Below are 20,339 nucleotides of genomic sequence, written 5' to 3'. Positions count from 1 at the left end.
CGACTCCTCGCTCGCTGGAGTTGCGGGCGCAGGCTAACGAGCCTGCCAGGACTCTTCTTCCGCGGCGAGGACGGCGAGCCGTGCGAGCGCCCCGTCCCACTCGGCCCCGACGTCGACCATCCACGCCATCGCTGGCCCCAGGGGGGCGGGCGTGAGGTGGTAGCGCACCGCACGACCCTCACGCGTGCGCTGTACGAGCCCGGCGTGCTCGAGGACGTCGAGGTGCTTCGCGATGGCCTGACGGCTGACGGGCAGAGCCGCCGCGAGCTCGGTGGCCGTCGCGGGCGCCTGCGCGAGACGAGCGACGACGTCGCGGCGCGTGCCGTCCGCGAGGGCGGCGAACACCGCGTCGACCGCCGCCTCCTGCGCCGACGGGTCGCCGTGGGCGTCGTTCACCGGCGAATCGACCCGCCCGCCGCCGCCAACACCTCGTGGCCCGCGGCCGTGCCGGTGTCGCGTGCCCGGGAGCGCGCCGAGACCGCGCGGCGCTCGCAGCCGAGTCGCTGTCGCACCGCGCGTCCCGCCGCGACGGGGCGGCGTGGCCGCACTGCCCACGCGGGCCCGGTGACCAGGAGGGCGAGGCCGAGCCGGCCGGGTTCGAGCCGGCCGGGTTGCGGGCCGACAGCCACGAAGTGTTCTTCCAGACCCGCGGTCACGTCGCCGAACAGGGGGGCGGGCGCCGCGGCCGACAGGCTGCCGATCGCCGCCGACGGCCCGGCCGACAGGCTGCCGATCGCCGCCGACGGCCCGGCCGGGGCTGGTGTTTCGGTCACCGTGAGCCGGGTCCCCGCCGAGGTCTCCACGAGGACCAGGTCCACCTCGGCGGACAAGTCCTCGGCCTCGTCCTCCGCGAAACGCCAACGCCACGTCAGTCGGTGCGGTGGCTCGGCGCGGGTGACACGAGCGTCCCGCTCGCCCGCCGGGCCGCGGAAACGGGCCCACCCGCCGGGCCGGGGATCCAGGCTCGCCAGCGAGCCGGTCCACCGGCTCAGGAGCGCATCGTCGGTCAGGGCTCGCCAGACCGTCGTGGGCGGCGCGGCGATGTCCACGCAGCGGCGCACCGGTCGGCGGGGCCGTCCGGGCCACGGCCATGCCCGCTCGGACGGGTGAGCGTCGTCGTCCGGATCCGACGCGTCGGGCTTCGAGGGCGGGTTGTCGGTCACGCTGGCTCCTTCCCGTGGCCGTCGGCGGCGCCACGCGATGCCGGATCGTGGAGCGCATCGGCGACGTCTCTCGACCGATCGCGGCCCGGCGCCTCGCGAGTGCGGGCCGATCGCAACTTAGTGGTTGCACGATACCGTGCGACCGATATGGTTACACGCAACCGTAAGGTTGCGAAAGGAACCCTGATGTGGCCACGCGCGAGCGCTCCCCCGCCCGGGTCGTCCGGCTCGGAACCTCACCACCCCGGGGACCCCGAACCGGAACGCCCCTTGCCACATGGCACCCCCGGGTCCGCCTGGCCGGCCCCCACGCCGTTCGATCGCCTCTTCGAGCGCCGGATCCTCTTCCTGCGGGGCTCGATCGAGGACACGCGGGCCGACGAGCTGTGCGCCGAGCTCGTGGCGCTCGACGCGCAGGGCGACGAGGAGGTGACCCTCTTCATCGACTCCCTCGGGGGCGCCTCCCACGGGATGCTCGCCATCCACGACGTGATCCAGACGATGGGGGCGCCCGTGCGCACCCGCTGCGTCGGGGTGGCCGCGTCGGCGGCCGCGGTGCTGCTGGCGACGGGCACCGGACCCCGTGAGGCCACCGAGAACGCGCGCGTCATGCTCCACCAGCCCTCCGGCGGGGTCGAGGGCACGACCGCCGACATCGCGATCCAGGCCGATGAGATGGCCCGCCTGAAGCGTCGGGTCGAGGAACTGCTCGCGTCCCGGACCGGCCAGCCCGTGGAACGGATCCGCGCCGACACGGACCGCGACCTCTGGCTGTCGGCCGACGAGGCCATGGAGTACGGCCTCATCGACCGCGTCGTCCGGAGCGCCCGATGACCGCGGCGACGCTCCCCATCCCGTCGGTGGTGGAGGCACATCCCCGGGGCGACCGCGCGACCGACGTGTTCTCACGGTTGCTGAGCGAGCGGGTCGTGTTCCTCGGTGACCAGGTCGACGACACCGTCGCGAACATCGTGGTCGCTCAGTTGCTGCACCTGCATGCGGCCGACCCGGATAAGGAGGTCGCGCTCTACGTCAACTCGCCGGGCGGCTCGGTGACGGCCGGGCTGGCGATCCTCGACACGATGCGCTACGTGAGCTGCCCGGTCCGCACGGTCTGCATCGGGCAGGCCGCGTCGATCGCGGCGGTGATCCTCGCGTGCGGATCACCGGCTCGACGTCTCGCGCTCCCCCACAGCCGCGTCCTGCTGCACCAGCCGTGGGGCCAGGCCCGGGGCCAGGCGAGCGACCTGCAGGGGCACGCCGACGAGTTCCGACGCTTGCGGGCACTGCTCTGGGAGTTGCTCGGCGCGGCGACGGGCCGGGACGCCACGACCGTCGCCGCCGACGCCGATCGTGACCTCGTGCTGCCTGCCGCCCGTGCGAGGGCCTACGGCCTCGTCGACGAGGTCGTGGAGACGGCCCAGGCCGCGCCGGCCCGCGCCGCGTGACGTGAAGGTCGGCGGTCCCGGCGTCGTGATGGGTAGGCTCGCGGGCGTGGACGACACATCGTTCGACCCGGCCGCGGTCCGCCGCGAGTACGCTCGGGCCATCCTCCGATCGGGGGACCTCGACCCCGACCCGATCGCGCAGCTCGGGGCGTGGCTGGAGGCGGCCACCGCGGCGGGGAACCTCGAACCCAACGCGATGGTTCTCGCCACCGCCAGCGCCGAGGGCCTTCCGTCGGCGCGGACGGTCCTGCTCAAGGAGCTCGATGCCCGCGGACTGGGCTTCCACACCAACCTGCGCAGCCGCAAAGCGCGCGAGCTGGCCGTCAATCCTCGCGCGAGCGCCGTCTTCTGGTGGCCCGAGATCGAGCGGCAGGTCATCGTCGAGGGGGTCGCCACACGTCTCGGCGACGCGGAGGCCGACGAGCTGTTCATGGCGCGACCCAGGGGCGCCCGCCTGGCTGCGCACGCGAGCGTGCAGAGCCGTCCGGTCGAGGGGCGTCAGGAACTCGAGGACCGCGTGGCCGAGGTGGCCCGGCGCTTCGAGGACGCGGAACCGACGCGACCGCCGTGGTTCGGGGGATTCCGGCTCGGCCCGACCGTCGTCGAGGTCTGGCAGGGCGGGCAGGATCGCGTCCACGACCGTTTCCGGTACCAACGAGACGCGGACGGATGGCGGGTCGAGCGGCTCGGTCCGTGAGGCTGACGTGCCGGCACCGGTTGCGCGCGCGTGACCGATCCGGTCCGACTCACCAGCGGCAGGCGCCGAGCACCGGCGCGGTCAGCGGCTGCTCGCCTGCCCTCGCGTCACCTTCAGCGGGACCTGCATCTCCGCGTGCGTGAGGCTGCCGTGCATCCCCAGCAGGCGGGCTTCCTGCGTGAACTCCGGATCGATGAACGCCACCGGTTCGTGGGCGGCCAGCACGACGTCCCCGATGCGTCCGGTCACCGTGGGGCGTGGGTTCTCGCCGAGCCATCCGTCGGCCACGATCTCGTCGCGGGTACGCACCCACGCAATGTCCCCGAAGCGCTCCCGCGCGGCCGCCGCGAGTTCGCGGGCGGCACCCGACCGCGCGTACAGCGAGCGGAACCGGGCCTCGCCCGCACAGCCGGCGAAGAGGTCACCCAGTTCGGCCCGCAGGTCGACGTGGTCGGCCGGCTCGACGTGGACGTGACCGTGGTCGGCGGTGACCGCCAAGGCGATGTCACCCGGCAGCCGCTCGAGCAGCTGGGCGACGAGGCGATCGGTCGCCCCGAGCTCGTCGCGCAGGAACTCATCGTGCAGCCCGTGCGCGTGCGCCACCTTGTCGAGCCCGTCCCAGTACGCGTAGACGAGCCCGTGGCCCTCCTCCACCGCCCGCATGGTGTGCGCCGCGATCGTGCCGGGCGTCACCCATCCGCGCAGGTCGGAACCACGCAGGTGCGCGACGGTGAAGCCCGTGTCGGCGAACTCGTATCGCGAGACGACCGGGACGGGACGCCCCCCGAACGGCACGACGGGCTGGACCTCGGCGGGTTCGGGGGCCGTCACGCCCCGCGGGACGCGCCACTGCAACGTGTTCAGCACGTGACCGCCCACCCGGAACCGGTAGCCGACGATCCCGTGCGTGCCCGGTGGCACGCCGGTCGTGATCGACGTGAGCGCTGCGGCGGTGGTACTCGGCGTGACCGTCGTGATCGGTCCTCCCTCGAACGCCGACAGGGCGGGCATCACGTCCCGATGGGCCTCGAGCATCTCCCACCCGAGCCCGTCGACGACGAGCAGGACGGTCGCCCTCGCGTCGGACGCGGCGGACGGCAGCCAGGAGGGAGCGGCGCCCTCGCGGGCCCCGGCGAGGCCGCCGACGACGGCACCGACCCACCCGCCGTCGAAGTCCGGCACGACCGGCGAGGGTTCGGGCGCGTCGGGTACCGCGGGTTGTGACACGGCGGCGATCACGCGTCGGGACCGTCCCAGCCGACGAGGCCCACGCCGCCGTCGAGCACGACCGTCTCGCCGGTCACCCAGCCCGCCTCGTCCGACAACAGCCAGCGAGCCGCGGACGCGGCATCGGAGGGGGTGCCGAGGCGCTTCATCGGGTACTTGGCCGCCACCTCGCCCTCGCGACCTTCGTAGAGCGCACTCGCGAAGTCGGTCTTCACGACGGCGGGCGCGATGGCGTTGACCCGGACGGTGGGACCCAGCTCCAGCGCGAGCTGGCGGGTGAGCTGGATCAGCCCCGCCTTGCTCGTGTTGTAGGCGCCGATCCAGGACCCCGGCCGCAGACCCCCGATCGAGGCGACGTTGAGGACCACTCCCCCGTGTTCGGCCATCCACGCCCGCCAGGCCTCCTGCACCCACCCGAGGGGGGCGACGACATTGACCGACATGATCTTGTCGACGGCCTTGAGGTCCGCGTCGACGAGCGGGCCGTACTGCGGGTTCGTCCCCGCGTTGTTCACGAGGAGGTCGACCGCACCGAAGGCCTCGACGGTCCGGGCCACCGCGTCCTCCCGGTGCTGGGGATCGTCGCTCCCGCCGGCGACCCCGATCACGCCGTCACCACCGCCGAGCTCGGCGAGGGCCTCGTCGAGCTGCGCCTGCTTGCGTCCCGTCACGCACACCCGTGCGCCGTTGGACACGAGCTCCCCGGCGATCGCATAGCCGATGCCGCGCGAGCCCCCCGTGACCAGCGCCGTGCGACCCTCGAACATCGCACCTCCCGTGCTCGTCACCGTGTTCTCGGTCCGCCCGGGCGCACCCTCGTCGGTCGAGCCACGAGCCCGGTGATGCGCCCCGGCCGCTCAGACCTCCCAGGTCGCCACCTTGGGGTGGTCGACGTCCTGCGGGCCGACGGTCGCCGCGCCGCCCGGGCTGTCGAGGCCGGTGACGGAGTCCTCGAACCATTCACTGTTGATGGTAATGAACTCCTCCCAAACCTGCGGGATGTCGTCCTCGTAGAAGATGGCCTCCACCGGGCAGACCGGCTCGCACGCCGCGCAGTCGATGCACTCGTCGGGCTGGATGTAGAGCATCCTCGGCCCCTCGTAGATGCAGTCGACGGGGCACTCGTCGATGCAGGAGCGGTCCTTGACATCGATGCAGGGCTCGGTGATCACATAGACCATGACGGCTCCTTCTCGTACCGCCGCACCGGCGGGGATGGGTGGGCGCTCGCCCCGGCCGGTGCGATCGGTCGCGGCGACGGGGCATATCCCGCGAGGCCACAGCCTAGCTTCCAAGGTGGCAGCCGTGAAAAATAGCCGGGCGCGAGGCACCGACGACCCGCCGCCCGAGCCGGATGGGCACGCCACCCTCGGGACGCGGCGCGCCACAACCTACGCGCCCACGGACCGGCGACCAACTTGTCCGCAGCACCGACGAGAGGACCGCTCTTGGACCCGAACGCTTCCCGCAATTGCCTGGTGGCCGGTGGGGGCGGTGCGCTCGGCCGCGCCGTCGTGGCCGAGCTCCTCGACCGCGGCGACCGGGTGTGCGTGCCCTGGATCGTGCGCGAGGAGGCCGAGGAGCTGCGCACCGCGCACCCCGACGCCGTCGACGACGGACGACTCCGGCTCTCCGAGGCGAACGCGACCGACCCCGACGAGATCGCCGCGCTCCTCGACGTGCTCCGCGCCGACTGGGGGCCCCTGTGGCTCGCCTGCTCGACCGTCGGCGGCTACGCGGGCGGCACGCCGGTCGCCGAACTCGACGACCTCACCGAGGTCGACCGGCTCCTGACGCTCAACCTGAAGACCGCGTTCGTCGTCGCCCGCGAGGGCCTGCGGCACATGCGCGAGGACGCTGGCCGAGTGGTGCTCGTCGGCGCCCGCCAAGCCGTGCGGCCGGGTGGAGGCGACGCCCCGTACACCGCGGCCAAGTCGGGCGTGCTCGCGCTCACCGAGAGCTTGGCGGCCGAGCTCAAGCGCACCGGCCGGACCGCGAACTGCGTGCTGCCCGGCATGATCGACACCGCGGCGAACCGCGCCGCCATGCCCGATGGCCGCCACGATCGCTGGACTCCTCCCGCAGCGATCGCCAAGGTGATCGCATGGCTCGCCAGCGACGACGCGTGGGTCGTGTCGGGCGCGGGCATCCCGGTGTACGGCGACAGCTGAATCGCTCGCCCGGGCGGACTGCTGCGACATCCTGAGCACATGTCCGCCCGGGCGGCCCGTGCGTGGAGACTCCCGCCGCCCTACACTTGACAACGATTCCCGTTTGGGTTGTCATGCGCGGAAGCCGACCGGCAGCCAGACGACCACCATCCGGGCACAAGGAGTCTCCGTGACGCGCTACCGCCTACTCGCCCTTCTCGCGACCCTCGCCCTGCTCGTCGCCGCGTGCGCCGACGACACCGAGGACGTCGCCGACGACGAGTCCGACGAGGGGCAGGCTGACGAGGTCGAGGACCAGGACGAGGACGACGAAGACGGGGAAGAAGCGGGGGACGAGGACGAGGGTGAGGCCGAGGACGATGCCGGCCACGACGAGGTCGACCATGACGAGGTCGGTGGGCGCGTGGACATCGTGACGTCGATCTTCGCGCTCGATTCGCTCGCCGAGGACGTCGCCCCCGGTGCCGACGTCCAGCTGCTGGGCGGGGCAGGACAGGATCCCCACGACCTCGAGCTCAGCGCGGGCGACCGTGAGGCGATCGAAGATGCCGACATCTTCATGTACATGGGCGACGTCGACTTCCAGCCCCAGGTCGAGGACGCCGCACATGAGGCCAGCGGCATCGTGGTGAACGTCGAGCAGATCGTCGGGGACGAGCAGCTGATCGACTTCGACCATGGGCACGACGACGGCCACGAACACGACGACGACGGGCACGACGACGGGCACGACGACGGGCACGGTGACGGCCACGGCGACAAGGATCCGCACGTGTGGCTGGCGCCGCGCCTCATGGCCGAGGTCGCGGAAGCCATCGCCGAGGGCTTCGCCGAGGCCGACAGCGACCGGGCGGACACGTACCTCGCCAACGGGGAGGAGGTCGCCGGCGAGTTGGCCATCGCGGAGGAGGAGATCGACGAACTCCTCGAGGGCTGCACGCAGGAGACCGCTCTCGTCGGGCACGAGGCCTGGGCCTACCTGTTCGAACCCCGCGGGATCGAGCAGGAGGGCATCGCGGGTGCCGGGGGCCACGGCGAGGCGAGTCCCCAGCGCATCGCCGAGCTCGCGGACCTGATCGAGGACGAGGGCATTCCGGGCGTCTTCGCGGAGCCCGTCGAGGGCCGAGAGAACGCCGAGGCACTCGCAGCGGAAGCCGACGTCGAACTCTTCGAGGTCGATCCCATGGAGATCCCCCAGGAGGGCTGGGAGGATCGCGACTACCTCGACGTGCTGATGGAGCAGGTGGAGACGTTCTCCGAAGGACTGGAGTGCACCCGGTGATCCCACCCGACACCACGGCCGACGCGGCTGGGGCGTACGCCCCGGCCGCACTCGCGTTCGAGCAGGTCACGTTCGGCTATCAGCGCATCCCGGTGCTCCGCGACGTGAACCTGAGGATCCACGCCGGCGAGTTCGTCGCCATCGTCGGCCCCAACGGTTCGGGCAAGTCGACGCTCGTCAAGCTCGGGCTCGGGCTGATGCGACCCACCCACGGCACCGTTCGACTGTTCGGGACCCCGGTCGACCAGGTCGAGGAGTGGTGGCGCGTCGGGTATGTGCCCCAGCGGGCGATGGCCGACGCCGCACTACCGATCAGTGTGGAGGAGGTCGTCCGCAGCGGCCTCGTGGCGCGTCTCGGACTGCTACGCCGCATGAACCGCGCACAGCGCGAGCGTGTCGAGCACGCGATCGACGTGATGGGCATCGCTCCCCTTCGGAAGCAAGCGGTGAACCGGCTCTCCGGTGGGCAGCAGCAGCGAGTGCTCATCGCTCGCGCGCTCGTCACCGACCCCGAGCTCCTCGTCCTCGACGAGCCCACGACGGGGGTCGACACCGATGCACGACGCATCCTCCGAGAGTCGCTGGAACACCTGATCACCCATGAACGCGTCGCGATCGCCTACATCAGCCACGAGCCCGAGGGCTTCGTCGGCATCGCGCACCGGATCGTGGAGATGCGGGCGGGCCGACCGGTCGAGCGCAGCCATGCCGATGCCGACATCGTCGCGATGGCCCACCGGATCGACGAGGGACGCGAGGCCGAGCCGCCACCGGTCGAAGGGGGTGCGGATGAGCCTCGCTGAGATCGCCTGGCTGGAGTTCCTGGACCGCGGCTTCATGCGCCACGCGCTCCTCGCGACCGTGCCCGTCGCCGTCGTCGCGCCGATGGTCGGGACCTTCGTCGTCCAGCGCCGCCAGAGCCTCATCGGCGACGGGATCGGCCACGTGGCCTTCGCCGGGGTGGGACTCGGCTTCCTGTTCGACTTCGACATCCTGCTCGGCGCCACCATCCTCAGCCTGCTCGCCGCGGTGCTGTTGCCGTGGTTGCAACGCAGCGGCTTGTCCGGCGACCTCTCGCTCGCGATGATCTTCTACGGGGGGATCGCGCTCGGCTACTTCTTCATGCACCGCTCGGGGATCGGCATCAACAACGCTCTCGGGGTGCTGTTCGGCAGCCCACTGAACCTCTCGTTCGCGGACGCGGCCACGATCGCGGGGCTCGCGGGGGGCGTGCTCCTGCTCATGGCCGTCTTCTACCGGCCGCTGGTCGCGATCGCGTTCGACGAGGCCGCCGCGCGCGTCAGCGGGATCCACGCCGACCGTCTCGTGCTCACCCTGACCGTGATCGTGGCGCTCGTGGTCGTGGGCGGCATGTACACGATCGGGATCCTGCTCGTCGCCGGCCTGATGGTGGTGCCGGTCGCGGCCGCGTCCCAACTGTCACGCAGCTACCGCGGTACCATGCTGGGCGCCGCTGCCATCGGTGGCGGCTGCGCCCTGTTCGGGCTGGTGTTCGCGTACTACGCCGACGAGACGCCCGGGTCCTCGATCGTGCTCGGGGCCATCGCCTGCTACGTGTTGGCGGTGCTGATCCGCCTCGCCCGCGATCGGGTCCGCCGAGAAATCGCCTAGAGGGAGGGAGACCGCGATGACCGTGGTCAGCGATGAGCCGGAGAGCGCGCTGCGCGACGCGGGGCTGCGCGCGACGCGCCAACGGCTCACCGTCATCGACGCCCTGAGCCGGCGTGACGATGCCGTGACGGCCCAGGATCTCCACATGGAGCTCCGGCAGGCCGGTGAACCGATCGGGTTGACCACTGTCTATCGCACCTTGACCGCACTCGCCGACGCCGAGTTGCTCGACGTCTTCACCCACGAGGGTGAGCAGTCGTTCCGGTTGTGCGGTTCCGCACACCACCACCACTTGGTCTGCGAGACCTGCAACCGGGTCGAGGAGATCACCGCCGAGGAGGTCGAGCGCTGGGTGAGCGAGGTGGCGAGCCGACGCGGTTACAAGGTCACCGGTCACCGAGCGGACATCTTCGGCGTCTGCGCCGTGTGCCTCGACCACTGACCGTATCCGCGCGCTCGGCGCACCCGGTGCCCGACCAGGGGCTCCGCCGCCCCGATCCGCCCTACTCCGCCGCCTGCGCGCGGCCGGCGCCGAGCGCTTCCTCCGGCAGCCGGGTGGTGCCCCACAGCGACAGCAGGGTGCCGACGAAGGTCAGCGCCACGATCAGCGGACTCGCACCGAAGGTCGCGAGCTGGATCGCCAACCCCGAACCGCTCGCCGCCGCCCCCAGACGCACCATCCGCCAGGCGACCCGGTCGCTCGCACCGATGCCGACCATCACGACCCCGACGAGCGCGCCCACCAACAGTCCCAGCAACGCCACGACAAGGACGAGCGCCAGGAGGTTCACGACCGCCACCACGACCTCCCACGTCTGGCCGACCACGAGCTGTACGGCACTGCCGAACCCGTGACCGCGCAGGAGCGCGAGGAGCAGCTGACCGAACGCCATCACCGCCCAGGCGATCACGACGATCCGGAGCAGCTTCCGACCGAGCCGAGCGGCCGGGGTTGACATCCGAACGGCGCTCATGGCGCAAGCGTCCCCTTCGGCCGCCACCTGCACGCCCAGCCGGGTACCGGTGCCCCATGCCTTCGGGAGAGGCCGCGGCCAACCCGCCCCAGCCGACGGGCCCGCCAGTGGGAGGCTCGGTCGCTGACCTCGCCGCCCTGCTGAGCGATGCCCGCACGGTGGTCGCGTTCACCGGAGCCGGTCACACGATCGACTCAGGTGAGCGACCTCGGCCATTCGAGTAGAACCAGGCGGTGAGCCGCGAATGCGCAACGGCCCGGAGAGAGGGAGGCCCGCATGGCGAAGGTTCTCCCCTTGGCAGGCCGCGCTCGTCGCGCTCGCGCTCTGGCAGATCGTCGCGGCCGGACTGAGCCAATCCGACGTGCTGCCGGGCGCGCAGGTGGGGACCATCTCGGACCGCTACGACTCCTGGATCGACCCGGCCGGCTACGCGTTCGCCATCTGGGGACTCATCTACGTGGCGAGCCTGGCCTTCGCGATCTATCAGGCGCGGCCGGTCCGCGCACATGATCGGGTCCTCGCCCCGCTGCGGGTGCCGGCCCGCCGGCAGCGGCCTGGGCACCGATCGGGCTGCTCGCCGTCGGCGCGATCGCCGTGACCCTCACCGTTCTCGGTCCCCCGGAGCCCGGGTTCCCCCTGGCCGTCGCGTGGGGCACCACCGCCATCGCGGTGGAGCAGGGGGTGGCACGCCCCACGACCACCGCTCTCGCGGCCGCCGTGGCGCTCGCGACGCTGGCCGCGCTCGCGTGGCGCGATGTGAGTTGGCAGCGCGCCCGTGGTGGAGCGGTGGGGCCACCACACGAGCCCGTCCGGCAGACGCGAGTTCGCTCAGGTCGGGTCGGTGCCGGTCTCGGGGCGCAATGGTTCGGCCGGCTCCGGGAAGTGGCCCTTGTCCTGGGGGGCGTTGCGCTTGTAGATCATCACCGTGCGCTTGTAGTCGAGGACCTCGGTCCCGTCCTGATTGAGCCCCCGGGTCCTCGCGCGGACGATCCCCGCATAGGGGCGCGACTCCGACTCCCTCACGTTCAGCACGAGGGACTCCGCATAGAGCGTGTCGCCGACGAAGACCGGGTGGGTGAGGCGGATCTCGTCCCAGCCGAGGTTGGCGACCGCGTTCTGCGATAGATCGGAGACCGACAGCCCCAGCACCATCGCCACGGTCAACCCCGAGTTCACGAGCACGCGACCGAAGGTCGACCGCTCGGCGTAGTGGGCATTGAAGTGCAACTGGTTCGTGTTCATGGTCAACAAGGTGAACCAGGTGTTGTCGGCCTCGCTGATCGTGCGTCCGAGGGGGTGACGGTAGACGTCCCCGACCTCGAAGTCCTCGAAGTATCGGCCCTGCCATCCACCAGCTTGGGTCACGAGCGCCCCGAATCTCCTCGGCGTCCGGGATCGGCGAGCCGCACCGCGCACGGCCTCGAGACAAGACCCTAGCCGGCGAGCGGTCTCCACGACCACTCGCTGCGGGCCCCGTGGTCGGGAACCCGAACTCGCGCGATACTGGCGGTCGTGCCTCTGGGACCGCGGTACGTGGTACGTATCTCGCCCGATGATGTCGGCCGGCGGGTCAGCCTCCGCGTGCGACGACCCGAGGCGCGGCAGGGTGAGCCCGGCCACACCGATGTACTCGGCGAGCTGCGACGATGGGACCACGGCGAACTCGAGATCGCACGTCGCGACGGCAGCGTCGCCGTCGTGGCCGAGGACGATGTGGTCGCCGGTCGCACGGTCCCCCCACCACCGCCGAAGCGACGCTGATCCGGTCCCTCCTGGCTTATTCGAGATCGAACGAGGTACACTCAGAGGGGAGGGAGGAGATCGGCGTGACTGATACTGAACAGAGCCCCCGCAAGCCGGCGGCCCCGGGCACCCCGCCCACCGAGTTGCAGCGCCTCGCCCTGCAGGAAGCCGCGCACCCGGACGTGCGGCCGCTCGAGGTGCAGGCCATCATCTGGCTGTTCCGCGCCTACAACGCGGTCCAGGCCGAGTTCGGCGAGTCGCTGCGCCCGCAGGGCCTGTCGGCGAGCGCGTTCAACCTGCTCCAGGCGCTGGTGAACACACCGGGCAGCGAGCTCGAGCCGTGCGACCTCGCCGAACGGCTCTTGGTCTCGCGACCGTCGGTGACCGGGTTGATCGACACGCTCGAGGCCAAGGGCATGGTCACCCGGCAACCCCACCCCGAGGACCGCCGGCGTGTGCTCGTCGCGCTCACGGCGGCCGGACGCGAGCTGCTCGAGTCCCACTACCCGCACCACTACGCGATGCTCGAGGGGGTCTTCGGCCATCTGCACGACGACGAACTCGCGGAACTCGTCGTCCTGCTCCGCCGCGTCCGCGGGGCGATCCCGAGCCACCTTCTGGAGGAACAGGGGCTCACCGAAGCCGTCGCCGACGAGCGCTAGCCCCGCGACGCGTGCGCCGTCCTCGGGCACGCGGCACGACCCGACGCCCTCACGTGACGACCGGATCGCCGACGCGGTGGACCATGAGCCGGTTGGTGCCCCCCTCACCACCGGGCCGGCCCGACACGATCACCACCTGGTCGCCTCGGCGGGCCCAGTTGCCGTCGACGAGCACCCGTTCCGCCGAACTGGTCAGGTCGGTCGCCTGTTCCTTCATCGGCACGAGACCGGCCTCGGTGCCCCACATCAAGGCGGTCCGCCGCAGGGCCGTCTCAGTGGGCGTCAGACCCAGCAGGGGGACGTCGGGGCGGTACTTGCTGACGCGCTGGATCGACGATCCGGTGATCGAGTAGACCACGAGGGCCGTCGCCTGGATGTCCTTCGCGACCTGCACGGCGGCGCGTGCGACGACCCGGCCGACCTCGGGCTCATCGGCGTAGCCGACCCAGTCGGGGTTGGGGTGCGCGAGTTGCGGGCTCGACTCGGCCACCTCGATGATCCGGGCCATGCTCCGCACGGCCTCGACCGGATAACGACCCGCGGCCGTCTCCCCGGACAGCATCAGCGCATCCGTGCCGTCGAAGACGGCGTTCGCGACATCGCTGGCCTCGGCCCGCGTCGCCCGCGGCGAGTCGATCATCGACTCGAGCATCTCGGTGGCGGTGATGACGGGCTTCGACGCGGCGTTCGCCTTCGAGATGATCTGCTTCTGGATCGCCGGCACACGCTCCGGCCCGATCTCGACGCCGAGATCGCCGCGGGCCACCATCACCGCGTCGCTCGCGGAGATCACCTCGTCGAGGCGATCGATCGCCTCGGGGCGCTCGAGCTTGCTCACGATCGGGGCTTCGGACCCGTGGCGTGCGATCTGCTCGCGGGCCCCGTCGGGGTCCTCCGCCTTGCGCACGAAGGACAGGGCGAGCCAGTCCGCCCCCAGGTCGACCGCGGTCTTCAGGTCCTCGAGGTCCTTGGGGGTGAGGCTCGGCGCGCTCACGCTGGCACCGGGGAGGTTGACGCCCTTCTTGCTCTTCGCCACTCCCCCGGCAACGACCCGGCACCACACGCCACCCTCGTCGTGGCGGCTCGCGACCAGCCGGATCGACCCGTCGTCGACGAGCACGAGCGCGCCCGGCGCGACGTCGTCGGCCAGGGACTCGTAGACGACCGGCAGGGAGGGTTGCCCTTCGCTCTCGTAGCTGTCGAGCTGCTCGCGGCCGGGCTGCAGGAAGACCTCGGCGCCGTTGTCGAGCTGCACGCCCTCGTCGGGGAGGGTCCCCAGGCGGATCTTGGGTCCCTGCAGGTCGGCGAGGCTGCCGACGTTGCGGCCGAGCTTGACCGAGATCTCCCGGACCGCTTCCAGTCGTCGGGCGTGGGTCTCCGGATCACCGTGGCTGAAGTTCAGGCGCACCACGTCGATGCCGGCCTCGATCGCTCCGCGCAGCTTGTCGCGGTCGTCGAGAGCGGGACCGAGGGTCGCGACGATCTTCGCGCGGCGCATCAACGGGCCTCCTGCGACTGATGAGTGCACCCGGCGTCCGACTCGAGGACCAGAGTGGTATGGGCGGGCGCGAACCGTTCCTGTGCGCAGTGGTGGGGAGCGGAACGCGGCCTCGACGTGCGGGCCCGCATCCTACCGCGTCGCGGGCGCGGGACCGACGACGTGCGCACGACCGGGCCCCGACTCCCCAAGCGCACGTCCTCGGTGCGCACGGCCGCGCCCACTCAGCGGGACGGCTCGTAGGGCTGGCCGATCGCCGCCGGCGGCACGGCGCGTCCGATGGCGCCGGCGAGCACGATGATGGTGACCACGTAGGGGAACGCCTGCATGAACTGCGGCGGGATCGGGAAGTCGCCCACCTCGACCCCGAGCAACTGGATCCGCGTACCGATCGAGCTCGCCAGGCCGAACAACATGGCGCCGCCGAACGCTGACCACGGCCGCCACTTGCCGAAGATCATCGCCGCCAGCGCGATGAACCCGTTGCCCTGGGTCATGCCGTCGTCGAAGCCGCCCACGGTCTCGAGCGAGAACCACGCCCCGCCGAGCCCGGCGAGGAGACCACCGACGATCACGGCCTGATAGCGCAGCTTGACCACGTTGAGACCCGCGGTCTCCGCCGCATGCGGCTTCTCGCCGACCGACCGCACCCGCAGTCCCCACCGGGAACGGAACAGGACGATGTGCGTGACGAGCACGGCCAGGAACATCGTGAAGAAGATCGGGCGACCGGAGAACAGGGGGCCGACCACCGGAAGGTCGGACAGCACGAGCAGGTCGATCTGCGGCAGCGTCGGCGCGCTGGTCGCGTCCGCGGGCAGGAGGATCTCGCGTCGCAGGAAGCTCGTCAGCCCGAGCGCCAACAGGTTGATCACGACGCCCGAGACGATCTGGTCGGTCTTGAACGTGACGCACAGCATCGCGTGCAGCGCCGCCATCAGCCCACCGGTGAGCACGGCCACCAGCACCGCGCCGACCAGCCCGAGGCCGGGGACGCCGCCGAAGACCATCGTGTAGGAGAGGAACCCGATGCCCGCGCCCGCGAGCATCATTCCCTCGATCCCGATGTTGATGACGCCGGAGCGCTCACACCACAGCCCCGCCAACGCTCCCAGAGCGATCGGCGTGCCGCGGCGCAGCGCCTCCGCGGCCAGGGTCAGGATGTTCGTCTGGGGCGCACCCGACAGGCCCACCGACAAGACGACGAGCAAGGGCAGCAGCAGGATCGCGGATACCAGCAGCCCGACGGCGGCGTAACGCCCGGTCCACCGATCCGCGAGCGCGACGAGCCCGGCGATCGTCATGACGAGCCCGATCACGAGGACCGTGAGGTCGGGCGTCACGTCGAATCGGGGGGCGGCCTCCCCGACGCCGATCGCCATCGTGATCGGCTCGTCCTCGAGTGCCGTGGAGGCCCAGACGACGAGGACCCCCAGCACGAGGAACGCGGTGCCGAGCGTCTGGAGGTGCCGTAGCTTCGGGATGCGTCGCGGCGGCTGGAGCGGCTTGGGGGCCTCGGCCGAGGTCTCGGAGGTCGTGTTCTCGCTCACGGCCATGTCCTAGCCTTCCCACCCGCGCGCGGCGATGAGCGGCTCGTCGGTGTCCTCGCGACCCCGCGGCTTCCGGATCCGGAAGATCGTGCGAACGATCATGTCCGCCGCCACGAAGAGGATGATGAGCGCCTGGATGATGCGGACCAGATCGATCGAGATCCCGGCTGCCACCTGCATTAGTCCCGCGCCCGCCAGCAACGAGCCCCAGAGGATCGCGGCGGGGATCACCGCCAGCGGGTTAGCGCGGGCGATCAGCGCGATGGCGATCCCGTCGAATCCGACGTCCTGGAAGCGTCCGGGTGTGAGGTAGCCCCCGGAGGAGCCCTGCACGTCAGCCGCCGCACCGAGCCCCGCGAGCGCCCCGGCGAACAGGAACACCATCATCGTCGTCCGCGACACGCTCATGCCCGCGTACCGGGCCGCAGCGGGGTTCGACCCGATGGTGCGCACCTCGAAGCCGAAGCGCGAGTGCCGGATCAGGTACCACACCAGCACGCAGAGCGCGATCGCGACCAGGAACCCGGCGTGCAGGCTCGTGCCCGGGTAGAGGCTGGGCAGCCGCGCCGCCTCCACGACCGGCTCGGTGCGCGCGGCCGCCGCTTCCGGATCGACGAGGATCGGCGGGTTCCGCGACCCGATGAGCCACTCCAGGAGCAGCAGGGCGATGAGGTTGAGCATGATGGTGACGATGACCTCGTGGGCCCCCGTCTTGGCCTTCAGGAACCCCGGGATGAAGCCGTAGATCGCCCCGCCGATCACACCGCCGATGAGGCCGGCGCTGATCGCGAACAGAGCGGGCCAGCCGGTGAACATGGCCCAGCCGGCGACCCACGTGCCGGTCACGCCGCCGATCAGGAGCTGCCCCTCCGCGCCAATGTTGAACAGCCCCGCGCGATAGCAGATCGCCACCGCGAGCGCGGTGAAGATGAACGGTGTCGAGCGGGCGAGGGCGTTCGCGAACCGGGCCGGCGTGCCGAACACGCCGGAGACCAGTGCCGCGTAGGCGTCCAGCGGGTTCGACCCCGCAGCGATCACGATGATGCTCCCCACGGCCATCGCGAGGATCAGCGCATAGATGGGCACGGTGACCGGGGCGAGCCGGAAGTAGGTCTCGATCGCTTCGTGTACCCGCGAACGGGATGGAGCCTCCTCCTGCGTCATGCGCCCTGTTTCCCTTCGCCGTCTCCGTTCGCCCCGGCACCCGCGGCGGCGGCCTGCTGGGTCTGGCCCGCCATGAGGGGACCAACGCGCTCTCGCGTGGCCTCGGCCGCATCCATGGTCGCGAGCAGCTCACCGCGGTAGATGACCCCGATCCGGTCAGCGAGGCCCAGGACCTCGTCCAGCTCCGCTGATACGAGGAGCACGGCCACACCGTCGTCTCGTCGCCGCACCAGCTGCGAGTGGATGAACTCGACCGACCCGACGTCCAAGCCCCGGGTCGGCTGGTTGACCACGAGCAGCCGCAGCTCCTGCTCGAGCTCACGCGCGACCACGAGCTTCTGTTGATTCCCGCCCGAGAGCGTCGAGGCCGACACGTCGATGCTGGGGGTACGCACGTCGTACTGCTCCACCAGCCGCTGCGTCGTGTCCTTCGCCACCCCACGGTTCAACAGGAACCGCTGGCTGAACGGTGGGTGATGGTATCGGTTGAGGATCACGTTCTCGGTCAGGTCGAACCGCGAAACGAGTCCGTGCTTACCCCGGTCCTCGGGGATGTGACCGACCCCCAAGCCCTGCACCTTGCGCGGGTTGGCGCCGACGATGTCGTACTCCCCGATCACGATCTGACCGTTCGTGGGGGTCCGCATGCCCGTCACGGCTTCGACGAGCTCCCGTTGCCCGTTGCCCTCGACACCCGCGATCCCGAAGATCTCGCCGGCACGCACCTCGAAGTCGACGCCCTGCACGGTCTGGACGCCGCGGTCGTCCTTCACGTGGAGGTCCCGCACCTGCAGCATGGTGTGGGTCGGCTGCGCCGGGGTCTTGTCGACCGTGAAGGCGACCTCCCGGCCGACCATGAGCTCCGCGAGGCTCTCGATGGTCGCCTCGTGGGGATCAGCCGTGCCGACCAGCGCGCCGCCGCGCAGCACGCTGATCCGATCGGCCAGTTCCAGCACCTCGCGCAGCTTGTGCGTGATGAAGACGACGGCCTTGCCCTGAGCCACGAGGCCGCGCACCACCTCGAAGAATTCCCGGACCTCCCCCGGGGTGAGGACGGCCGTCGGCTCGTCGAGGATCAGCACGTCCGCTTCGCGATACAGGGCCTTCAAGAGCTCGACCCGCTGCTGCGCGCCGACCGAGAGGTCGCCGATCCTCGCGTCCGGATCCACGGCGAGGCCGTACTGCTCGCTCAGTTCGACGATGCGTTGGCGAGCCGACTCCCGATCGACGAGCGGCCCACGCATCGGCTCCTGTCCGAGGATCACGTTGTCCGTGACGGTGAGCACCGGCACGAGCTGGAAGTGCTGGTGCACCATGCCGATTCCCGCGGCGATCGCGTCCGCGCTGCTCTCGAAGTCAACGCGCTCGCCGCGGACCCGCAGCTCGCCCTCGTCGGGCTGGTAGAGGCCGTAGACGACGTTCATGAGGGTCGTCTTGCCGGCCCCGTTCTCCCCGAGAACGCAGTGGATCTCACCCGCGTGCAAGTCCAGATCCACGTCGGCGTTCGCCACCACACCGGGAAACCGCTTGGTGATGCCCTCGGCCTCGACCAGCGGCGGCGACTCGGCACCGCCCGTCTCCGCGGTCTCGCTCGTCACTCACGCCCCCTTGCGGCGGGACGGCCACCCGACCCCGCTATCGAGGCGGCGGGCGCCGATTCGGCGCCCGCCGCCCATCATCGCAGCCACGTCACTTGCGGCAGGGCTCCCGCGTCGGGCTACTCGTCGAGCAGCTCCCCGGTCTCGGGGTCGACGCCGGTCTCGATCGATCCGTCGGCGAGGCCCTCCTCGATCTCGGTGATCTCGGAGTCGACATCCTCGGGGATGTCGGCCTCGTTGTACGGCGCGAGCGTGATGCCCTCGTTCTCCGCGTCGAGGATGAAGTTCCCCGGCTCGAACTGGTCCTCGATGATCAGCTGGATGTTCTCGAAGACGCCGACGTCGATTCGCTTGACCGCGCTGCTGGCCAGGCGCTCGGAGCCCTCGACCCCGCCTTCCTCGAAGGTGGTGTAGTACTCGTCCTGGTCGACGCCGAGGACCCAGGCGTCCTGCTCGGCGGCGGCCTGGATGGCGCCGGAGCCGGTGACACCCGCGGCACCGAACACGACGTCGGCACCCTCGCCGATGAACTGCTCGGCCGCGGCACGACCCTCCGCGGGGTCGTCGAACGACGGGATGTAGATCTCCTGGACGGTCACGTCCGGATCCACGTGGTCCACGCCCATCTGGTAGCCGTTCAGGAAGCGCGGGATCGCAGGCACGTCCTCGGGCCCACCGACCGCGGCGACGATCTCCGACTCGGTGAGCAGCGCCGCCATGGCGCCGGCCAGGAAGCCGCCCTGGTCCTCGCGGAACTGCAGTCCGACGAAGTTGTCGATCTCGCCGTCGGAGAACTGGTCGACGCCGACGTAGATGACGTCCTCGTTCTCCTGCGCGAAGTTCTCGGTGGCGTCCTGCAGGAGGAAGCCCACGGGGATCACGACGTCGGGATCGGCGTCGAGGATCGACTCCATGTTGCGCTCGTAGTCGGCCTCGCTCTGGGTCTCGATCACCGCGATGTTCTCGTCGTCGATGCCGAAGCACTCGGCCGCCTCGAGCACGCCCTCGTAGGCGTACTGGTTGAAGGTGCCGTCATCGACGTTGCCGATGTCGGTCACGAGGCCGACCGTGAAGTCGTCCGGAGCCTCGACCTCGGCCGCCTCGTCGACGCAGAGGTCACCCTCGGGATCGACGTCCTCGCCGACGTCGGCGCCGGTCTCGACGTCCTCCTCGTCGGGCTCCTCTTCGTCGGGCTCCTCGTCCTCCTCGGGCTCGTCGGGCTCGTCGGGCTCGTCGTCCTCCTCGGGCTCCTCGTCCTCCTCGGGCTCCTCTTCCTCCTCAGGCTCGTCGAGCGCCGGGTCGTCCTCGGGGTCGACGTCCTCGCAAGCCGCGACGAGCAGGGCGAGTGCGGCGAGTAGGGCGATGAGCATCGCGAATCGTCTGGCCATGTTCCCCTCCTGATGTGTTTTCCCGCCGAGCCGGCCTCGGCGCGATTTCGCCTCAGCACGCGGGCGAATCGACCCGTCGTGCGAGTCACCCCCGTACCGCGCTGTCGCCCATGGTAGGCGTTCGGGGGCGGCCGTACGACCG

Annotated in this window: 23 protein-coding genes; 11 read left to right on the top strand and 12 right to left on the bottom strand. The window is 71.0% G+C overall.

Features of this window, described 5'->3' with window-relative positions:
- Positions 1-33: 33 nt before the first annotated feature.
- Together ER308_RS17545 and ER308_RS17540 are read right to left on the bottom strand one after the other, a co-directional pair.
- Positions 34-396 carry an ArsR/SmtB family transcription factor gene (locus ER308_RS17545; RefSeq protein ID WP_131156187.1) on the bottom strand — a complete coding sequence of 121 codons (363 nt, stop codon included), beginning with the start codon at positions 394-396 and terminating at the stop codon, positions 34-36.
- Complete coding sequence (locus ER308_RS17540) at positions 393-1,163, bottom strand: SRPBCC family protein (protein ID WP_165492211.1); 771 nt, start codon at positions 1,161-1,163, stop codon at positions 393-395. The genes ER308_RS17545 and ER308_RS17540 overlap by 4 nt, the downstream gene beginning before the upstream one ends.
- Before the next feature lie 270 nt (positions 1,164-1,433).
- Here ER308_RS17540 and ER308_RS17535 point away from each other — a divergent pair, with 270 nt between their 5' ends.
- Genes ER308_RS17535 through pdxH form a run of 3 tightly spaced genes read left to right on the top strand, consistent with a single transcriptional unit; the run spans position 1,434 to position 3,308 of the window.
- A complete protein-coding gene (locus ER308_RS17535) occupies positions 1,434-1,997 on the top strand; it encodes a ClpP family protease (RefSeq protein ID WP_165492210.1) in 564 nt (187 codons plus the stop codon).
- Positions 1,994-2,611, top strand: a complete 618-nt coding sequence (locus ER308_RS17530; RefSeq protein WP_131156184.1) for an ATP-dependent Clp protease proteolytic subunit — start codon at positions 1,994-1,996, stop codon at positions 2,609-2,611. Before ER308_RS17535 ends, ER308_RS17530 begins: the two co-directional genes overlap by 4 nt.
- A gap of 46 nt (positions 2,612-2,657) precedes the next feature.
- Entirely contained in the window at positions 2,658-3,308 is a 651-nt protein-coding gene (gene pdxH / locus ER308_RS17525; protein ID WP_205745702.1) for a pyridoxamine 5'-phosphate oxidase, read from the top strand.
- Positions 3,309-3,389: 81 nt separating this feature from the next.
- On the opposite strand, the gene ER308_RS17520 is transcribed toward pdxH, so the two are convergent.
- The 3 genes from ER308_RS17520 to fdxA all read right to left on the bottom strand — a co-directional run bounded on the left by ER308_RS17520 (position 3,390) and on the right by fdxA (position 5,716).
- Entirely contained in the window at positions 3,390-4,547 is a 1,158-nt protein-coding gene (locus tag ER308_RS17520) for an alkaline phosphatase family protein (RefSeq protein ID WP_131156182.1), read from the bottom strand.
- Positions 4,544-5,302 (bottom strand): SDR family oxidoreductase, encoded by a 759-nt coding sequence (locus ER308_RS17515; protein ID WP_131157086.1) that lies wholly within the window; start codon positions 5,300-5,302, stop codon positions 4,544-4,546. Before ER308_RS17515 ends, ER308_RS17520 begins: the two co-directional genes overlap by 4 nt.
- A gap of 90 nt (positions 5,303-5,392) precedes the next feature.
- Complete coding sequence (gene fdxA / locus ER308_RS17510) at positions 5,393-5,716, bottom strand: ferredoxin (protein ID WP_131156181.1); 324 nt, start codon at positions 5,714-5,716, stop codon at positions 5,393-5,395.
- 267 nt (positions 5,717-5,983) lie between these two features.
- Here fdxA and ER308_RS17505 point away from each other — a divergent pair, with 267 nt between their 5' ends.
- The 5 genes from ER308_RS17505 (at position 5,984) to ER308_RS17485 (ending at position 10,062) form a co-directional block, all read left to right on the top strand.
- Complete coding sequence (locus ER308_RS17505; RefSeq protein ID WP_165492209.1) at positions 5,984-6,706, top strand: SDR family NAD(P)-dependent oxidoreductase; 723 nt, start codon at positions 5,984-5,986, stop codon at positions 6,704-6,706.
- Positions 6,707-6,875: 169 nt separating this feature from the next.
- Positions 6,876-7,988 (top strand): metal ABC transporter substrate-binding protein, encoded by a 1,113-nt coding sequence (locus tag ER308_RS17500; RefSeq protein WP_165492208.1) that lies wholly within the window; start codon positions 6,876-6,878, stop codon positions 7,986-7,988.
- Positions 7,985-8,791: a metal ABC transporter ATP-binding protein gene (locus tag ER308_RS17495; RefSeq protein ID WP_165492207.1), complete on the top strand. Its 807-nt coding sequence runs from the start codon at positions 7,985-7,987 to the stop codon at positions 8,789-8,791. The genes ER308_RS17500 and ER308_RS17495 overlap by 4 nt, the downstream gene beginning before the upstream one ends.
- Positions 8,778-9,620, top strand: a complete 843-nt coding sequence (locus ER308_RS17490) for a metal ABC transporter permease (protein WP_165492206.1) — start codon at positions 8,778-8,780, stop codon at positions 9,618-9,620. Before ER308_RS17495 ends, ER308_RS17490 begins: the two co-directional genes overlap by 14 nt.
- A gap of 16 nt (positions 9,621-9,636) precedes the next feature.
- Positions 9,637-10,062: a Fur family transcriptional regulator gene (locus ER308_RS17485; protein WP_131156177.1), complete on the top strand. Its 426-nt coding sequence runs from the start codon at positions 9,637-9,639 to the stop codon at positions 10,060-10,062.
- Between the two features lie 61 nt (positions 10,063-10,123).
- Here ER308_RS17485 and ER308_RS17480 read toward each other — a convergent pair whose 3' ends face one another.
- Positions 10,124-10,594 (bottom strand): hypothetical protein, encoded by a 471-nt coding sequence (locus tag ER308_RS17480; RefSeq protein WP_131156176.1) that lies wholly within the window; start codon positions 10,592-10,594, stop codon positions 10,124-10,126.
- A gap of 244 nt (positions 10,595-10,838) precedes the next feature.
- On the opposite strand from ER308_RS17480, the gene ER308_RS22120 reads away from it, so the two are divergent.
- Positions 10,839-11,192 (top strand): hypothetical protein, encoded by a 354-nt coding sequence (locus tag ER308_RS22120; RefSeq protein WP_205745701.1) that lies wholly within the window; start codon positions 10,839-10,841, stop codon positions 11,190-11,192.
- 230 nt (positions 11,193-11,422) lie between these two features.
- On the opposite strand, the gene ER308_RS17470 is transcribed toward ER308_RS22120, so the two are convergent.
- Positions 11,423-11,959 carry a MaoC family dehydratase gene (locus tag ER308_RS17470; protein ID WP_131156175.1) on the bottom strand — a complete coding sequence of 179 codons (537 nt, stop codon included), beginning with the start codon at positions 11,957-11,959 and terminating at the stop codon, positions 11,423-11,425.
- 147 nt (positions 11,960-12,106) lie between these two features.
- On the opposite strand from ER308_RS17470, the gene ER308_RS17465 reads away from it, so the two are divergent.
- Both ER308_RS17465 and ER308_RS17460 read left to right on the top strand, forming a co-directional pair.
- Positions 12,107-12,355, top strand: a complete 249-nt coding sequence (locus ER308_RS17465) for a putative acetyltransferase (protein ID WP_131156174.1) — start codon at positions 12,107-12,109, stop codon at positions 12,353-12,355.
- Positions 12,356-12,420: 65 nt separating this feature from the next.
- Positions 12,421-12,999, top strand: coding sequence for a MarR family winged helix-turn-helix transcriptional regulator (locus ER308_RS17460; protein ID WP_205745700.1), 579 nt, complete (start codon positions 12,421-12,423; stop codon positions 12,997-12,999).
- 49 nt (positions 13,000-13,048) lie between these two features.
- On the opposite strand, the gene pyk is transcribed toward ER308_RS17460, so the two are convergent.
- The 5 genes from pyk to ER308_RS17435 form a co-directional block, all read right to left on the bottom strand.
- Positions 13,049-14,497, bottom strand: a complete 1,449-nt coding sequence (pyk, locus tag ER308_RS17455; protein WP_131156173.1) for a pyruvate kinase — start codon at positions 14,495-14,497, stop codon at positions 13,049-13,051.
- Between the two features lie 224 nt (positions 14,498-14,721).
- Entirely contained in the window at positions 14,722-16,047 is a 1,326-nt protein-coding gene (locus ER308_RS17450; protein WP_165492205.1) for an ABC transporter permease, read from the bottom strand.
- Between the two features lie 9 nt (positions 16,048-16,056).
- Positions 16,057-17,211 carry an ABC transporter permease gene (locus ER308_RS17445; protein WP_131156171.1) on the bottom strand — a complete coding sequence of 385 codons (1,155 nt, stop codon included), beginning with the start codon at positions 17,209-17,211 and terminating at the stop codon, positions 16,057-16,059.
- Positions 17,208-18,809: an ABC transporter ATP-binding protein gene (locus ER308_RS17440; protein ID WP_131156170.1), complete on the bottom strand. Its 1,602-nt coding sequence runs from the start codon at positions 18,807-18,809 to the stop codon at positions 17,208-17,210. Before ER308_RS17440 ends, ER308_RS17445 begins: the two co-directional genes overlap by 4 nt.
- A gap of 119 nt (positions 18,810-18,928) precedes the next feature.
- Positions 18,929-20,197 carry a BMP family lipoprotein gene (locus tag ER308_RS17435; RefSeq protein WP_131156169.1) on the bottom strand — a complete coding sequence of 423 codons (1,269 nt, stop codon included), beginning with the start codon at positions 20,195-20,197 and terminating at the stop codon, positions 18,929-18,931.
- Between the last annotated feature and the right edge of the window lie 142 nt (positions 20,198-20,339).

Source organism: Egibacter rhizosphaerae, from assembly GCF_004322855.1.
Lineage (GTDB): Bacteria > Actinomycetota > Nitriliruptoria > Euzebyales > Egibacteraceae > Egibacter > Egibacter rhizosphaerae.
This window is presented reverse-complemented; position numbering and strand designations above follow the sequence as displayed.

What these genes read in the sequence shown, in the direction of transcription:
- pyk (WP_131156173.1), bottom strand. Translation starts at nt 14,497, where the DNA reads ATGCGCCGCGCGAAGATCGTCGCGACCCTCGGTCCCGCTCTCGACGAC.
- ER308_RS17445 (WP_131156171.1), bottom strand. Translation starts at nt 17,211, where the DNA reads ATGACGCAGGAGGAGGCTCCATCCCGTTCGCGGGTACACGAAGCGATC.
- ER308_RS22120 (WP_205745701.1), top strand. Translation starts at nt 10,839, where the DNA reads ATGCGCAACGGCCCGGAGAGAGGGAGGCCCGCATGGCGAAGGTTCTCC.
- ER308_RS17530 (WP_131156184.1), top strand. Translation starts at nt 1,994, where the DNA reads ATGACCGCGGCGACGCTCCCCATCCCGTCGGTGGTGGAGGCACATCCC.
- ER308_RS17515 (WP_131157086.1), bottom strand. Translation starts at nt 5,302, where the DNA reads ATGTTCGAGGGTCGCACGGCGCTGGTCACGGGGGGCTCGCGCGGCATC.
- fdxA (WP_131156181.1), bottom strand. Translation starts at nt 5,716, where the DNA reads ATGGTCTATGTGATCACCGAGCCCTGCATCGATGTCAAGGACCGCTCC.
- ER308_RS17435 (WP_131156169.1), bottom strand. Translation starts at nt 20,197, where the DNA reads ATGGCCAGACGATTCGCGATGCTCATCGCCCTACTCGCCGCACTCGCC.
- ER308_RS17485 (WP_131156177.1), top strand. Translation starts at nt 9,637, where the DNA reads ATGACCGTGGTCAGCGATGAGCCGGAGAGCGCGCTGCGCGACGCGGGG.
- ER308_RS17490 (WP_165492206.1), top strand. Translation starts at nt 8,778, where the DNA reads ATGAGCCTCGCTGAGATCGCCTGGCTGGAGTTCCTGGACCGCGGCTTC.
- ER308_RS17480 (WP_131156176.1), bottom strand. Translation starts at nt 10,594, where the DNA reads ATGAGCGCCGTTCGGATGTCAACCCCGGCCGCTCGGCTCGGTCGGAAG.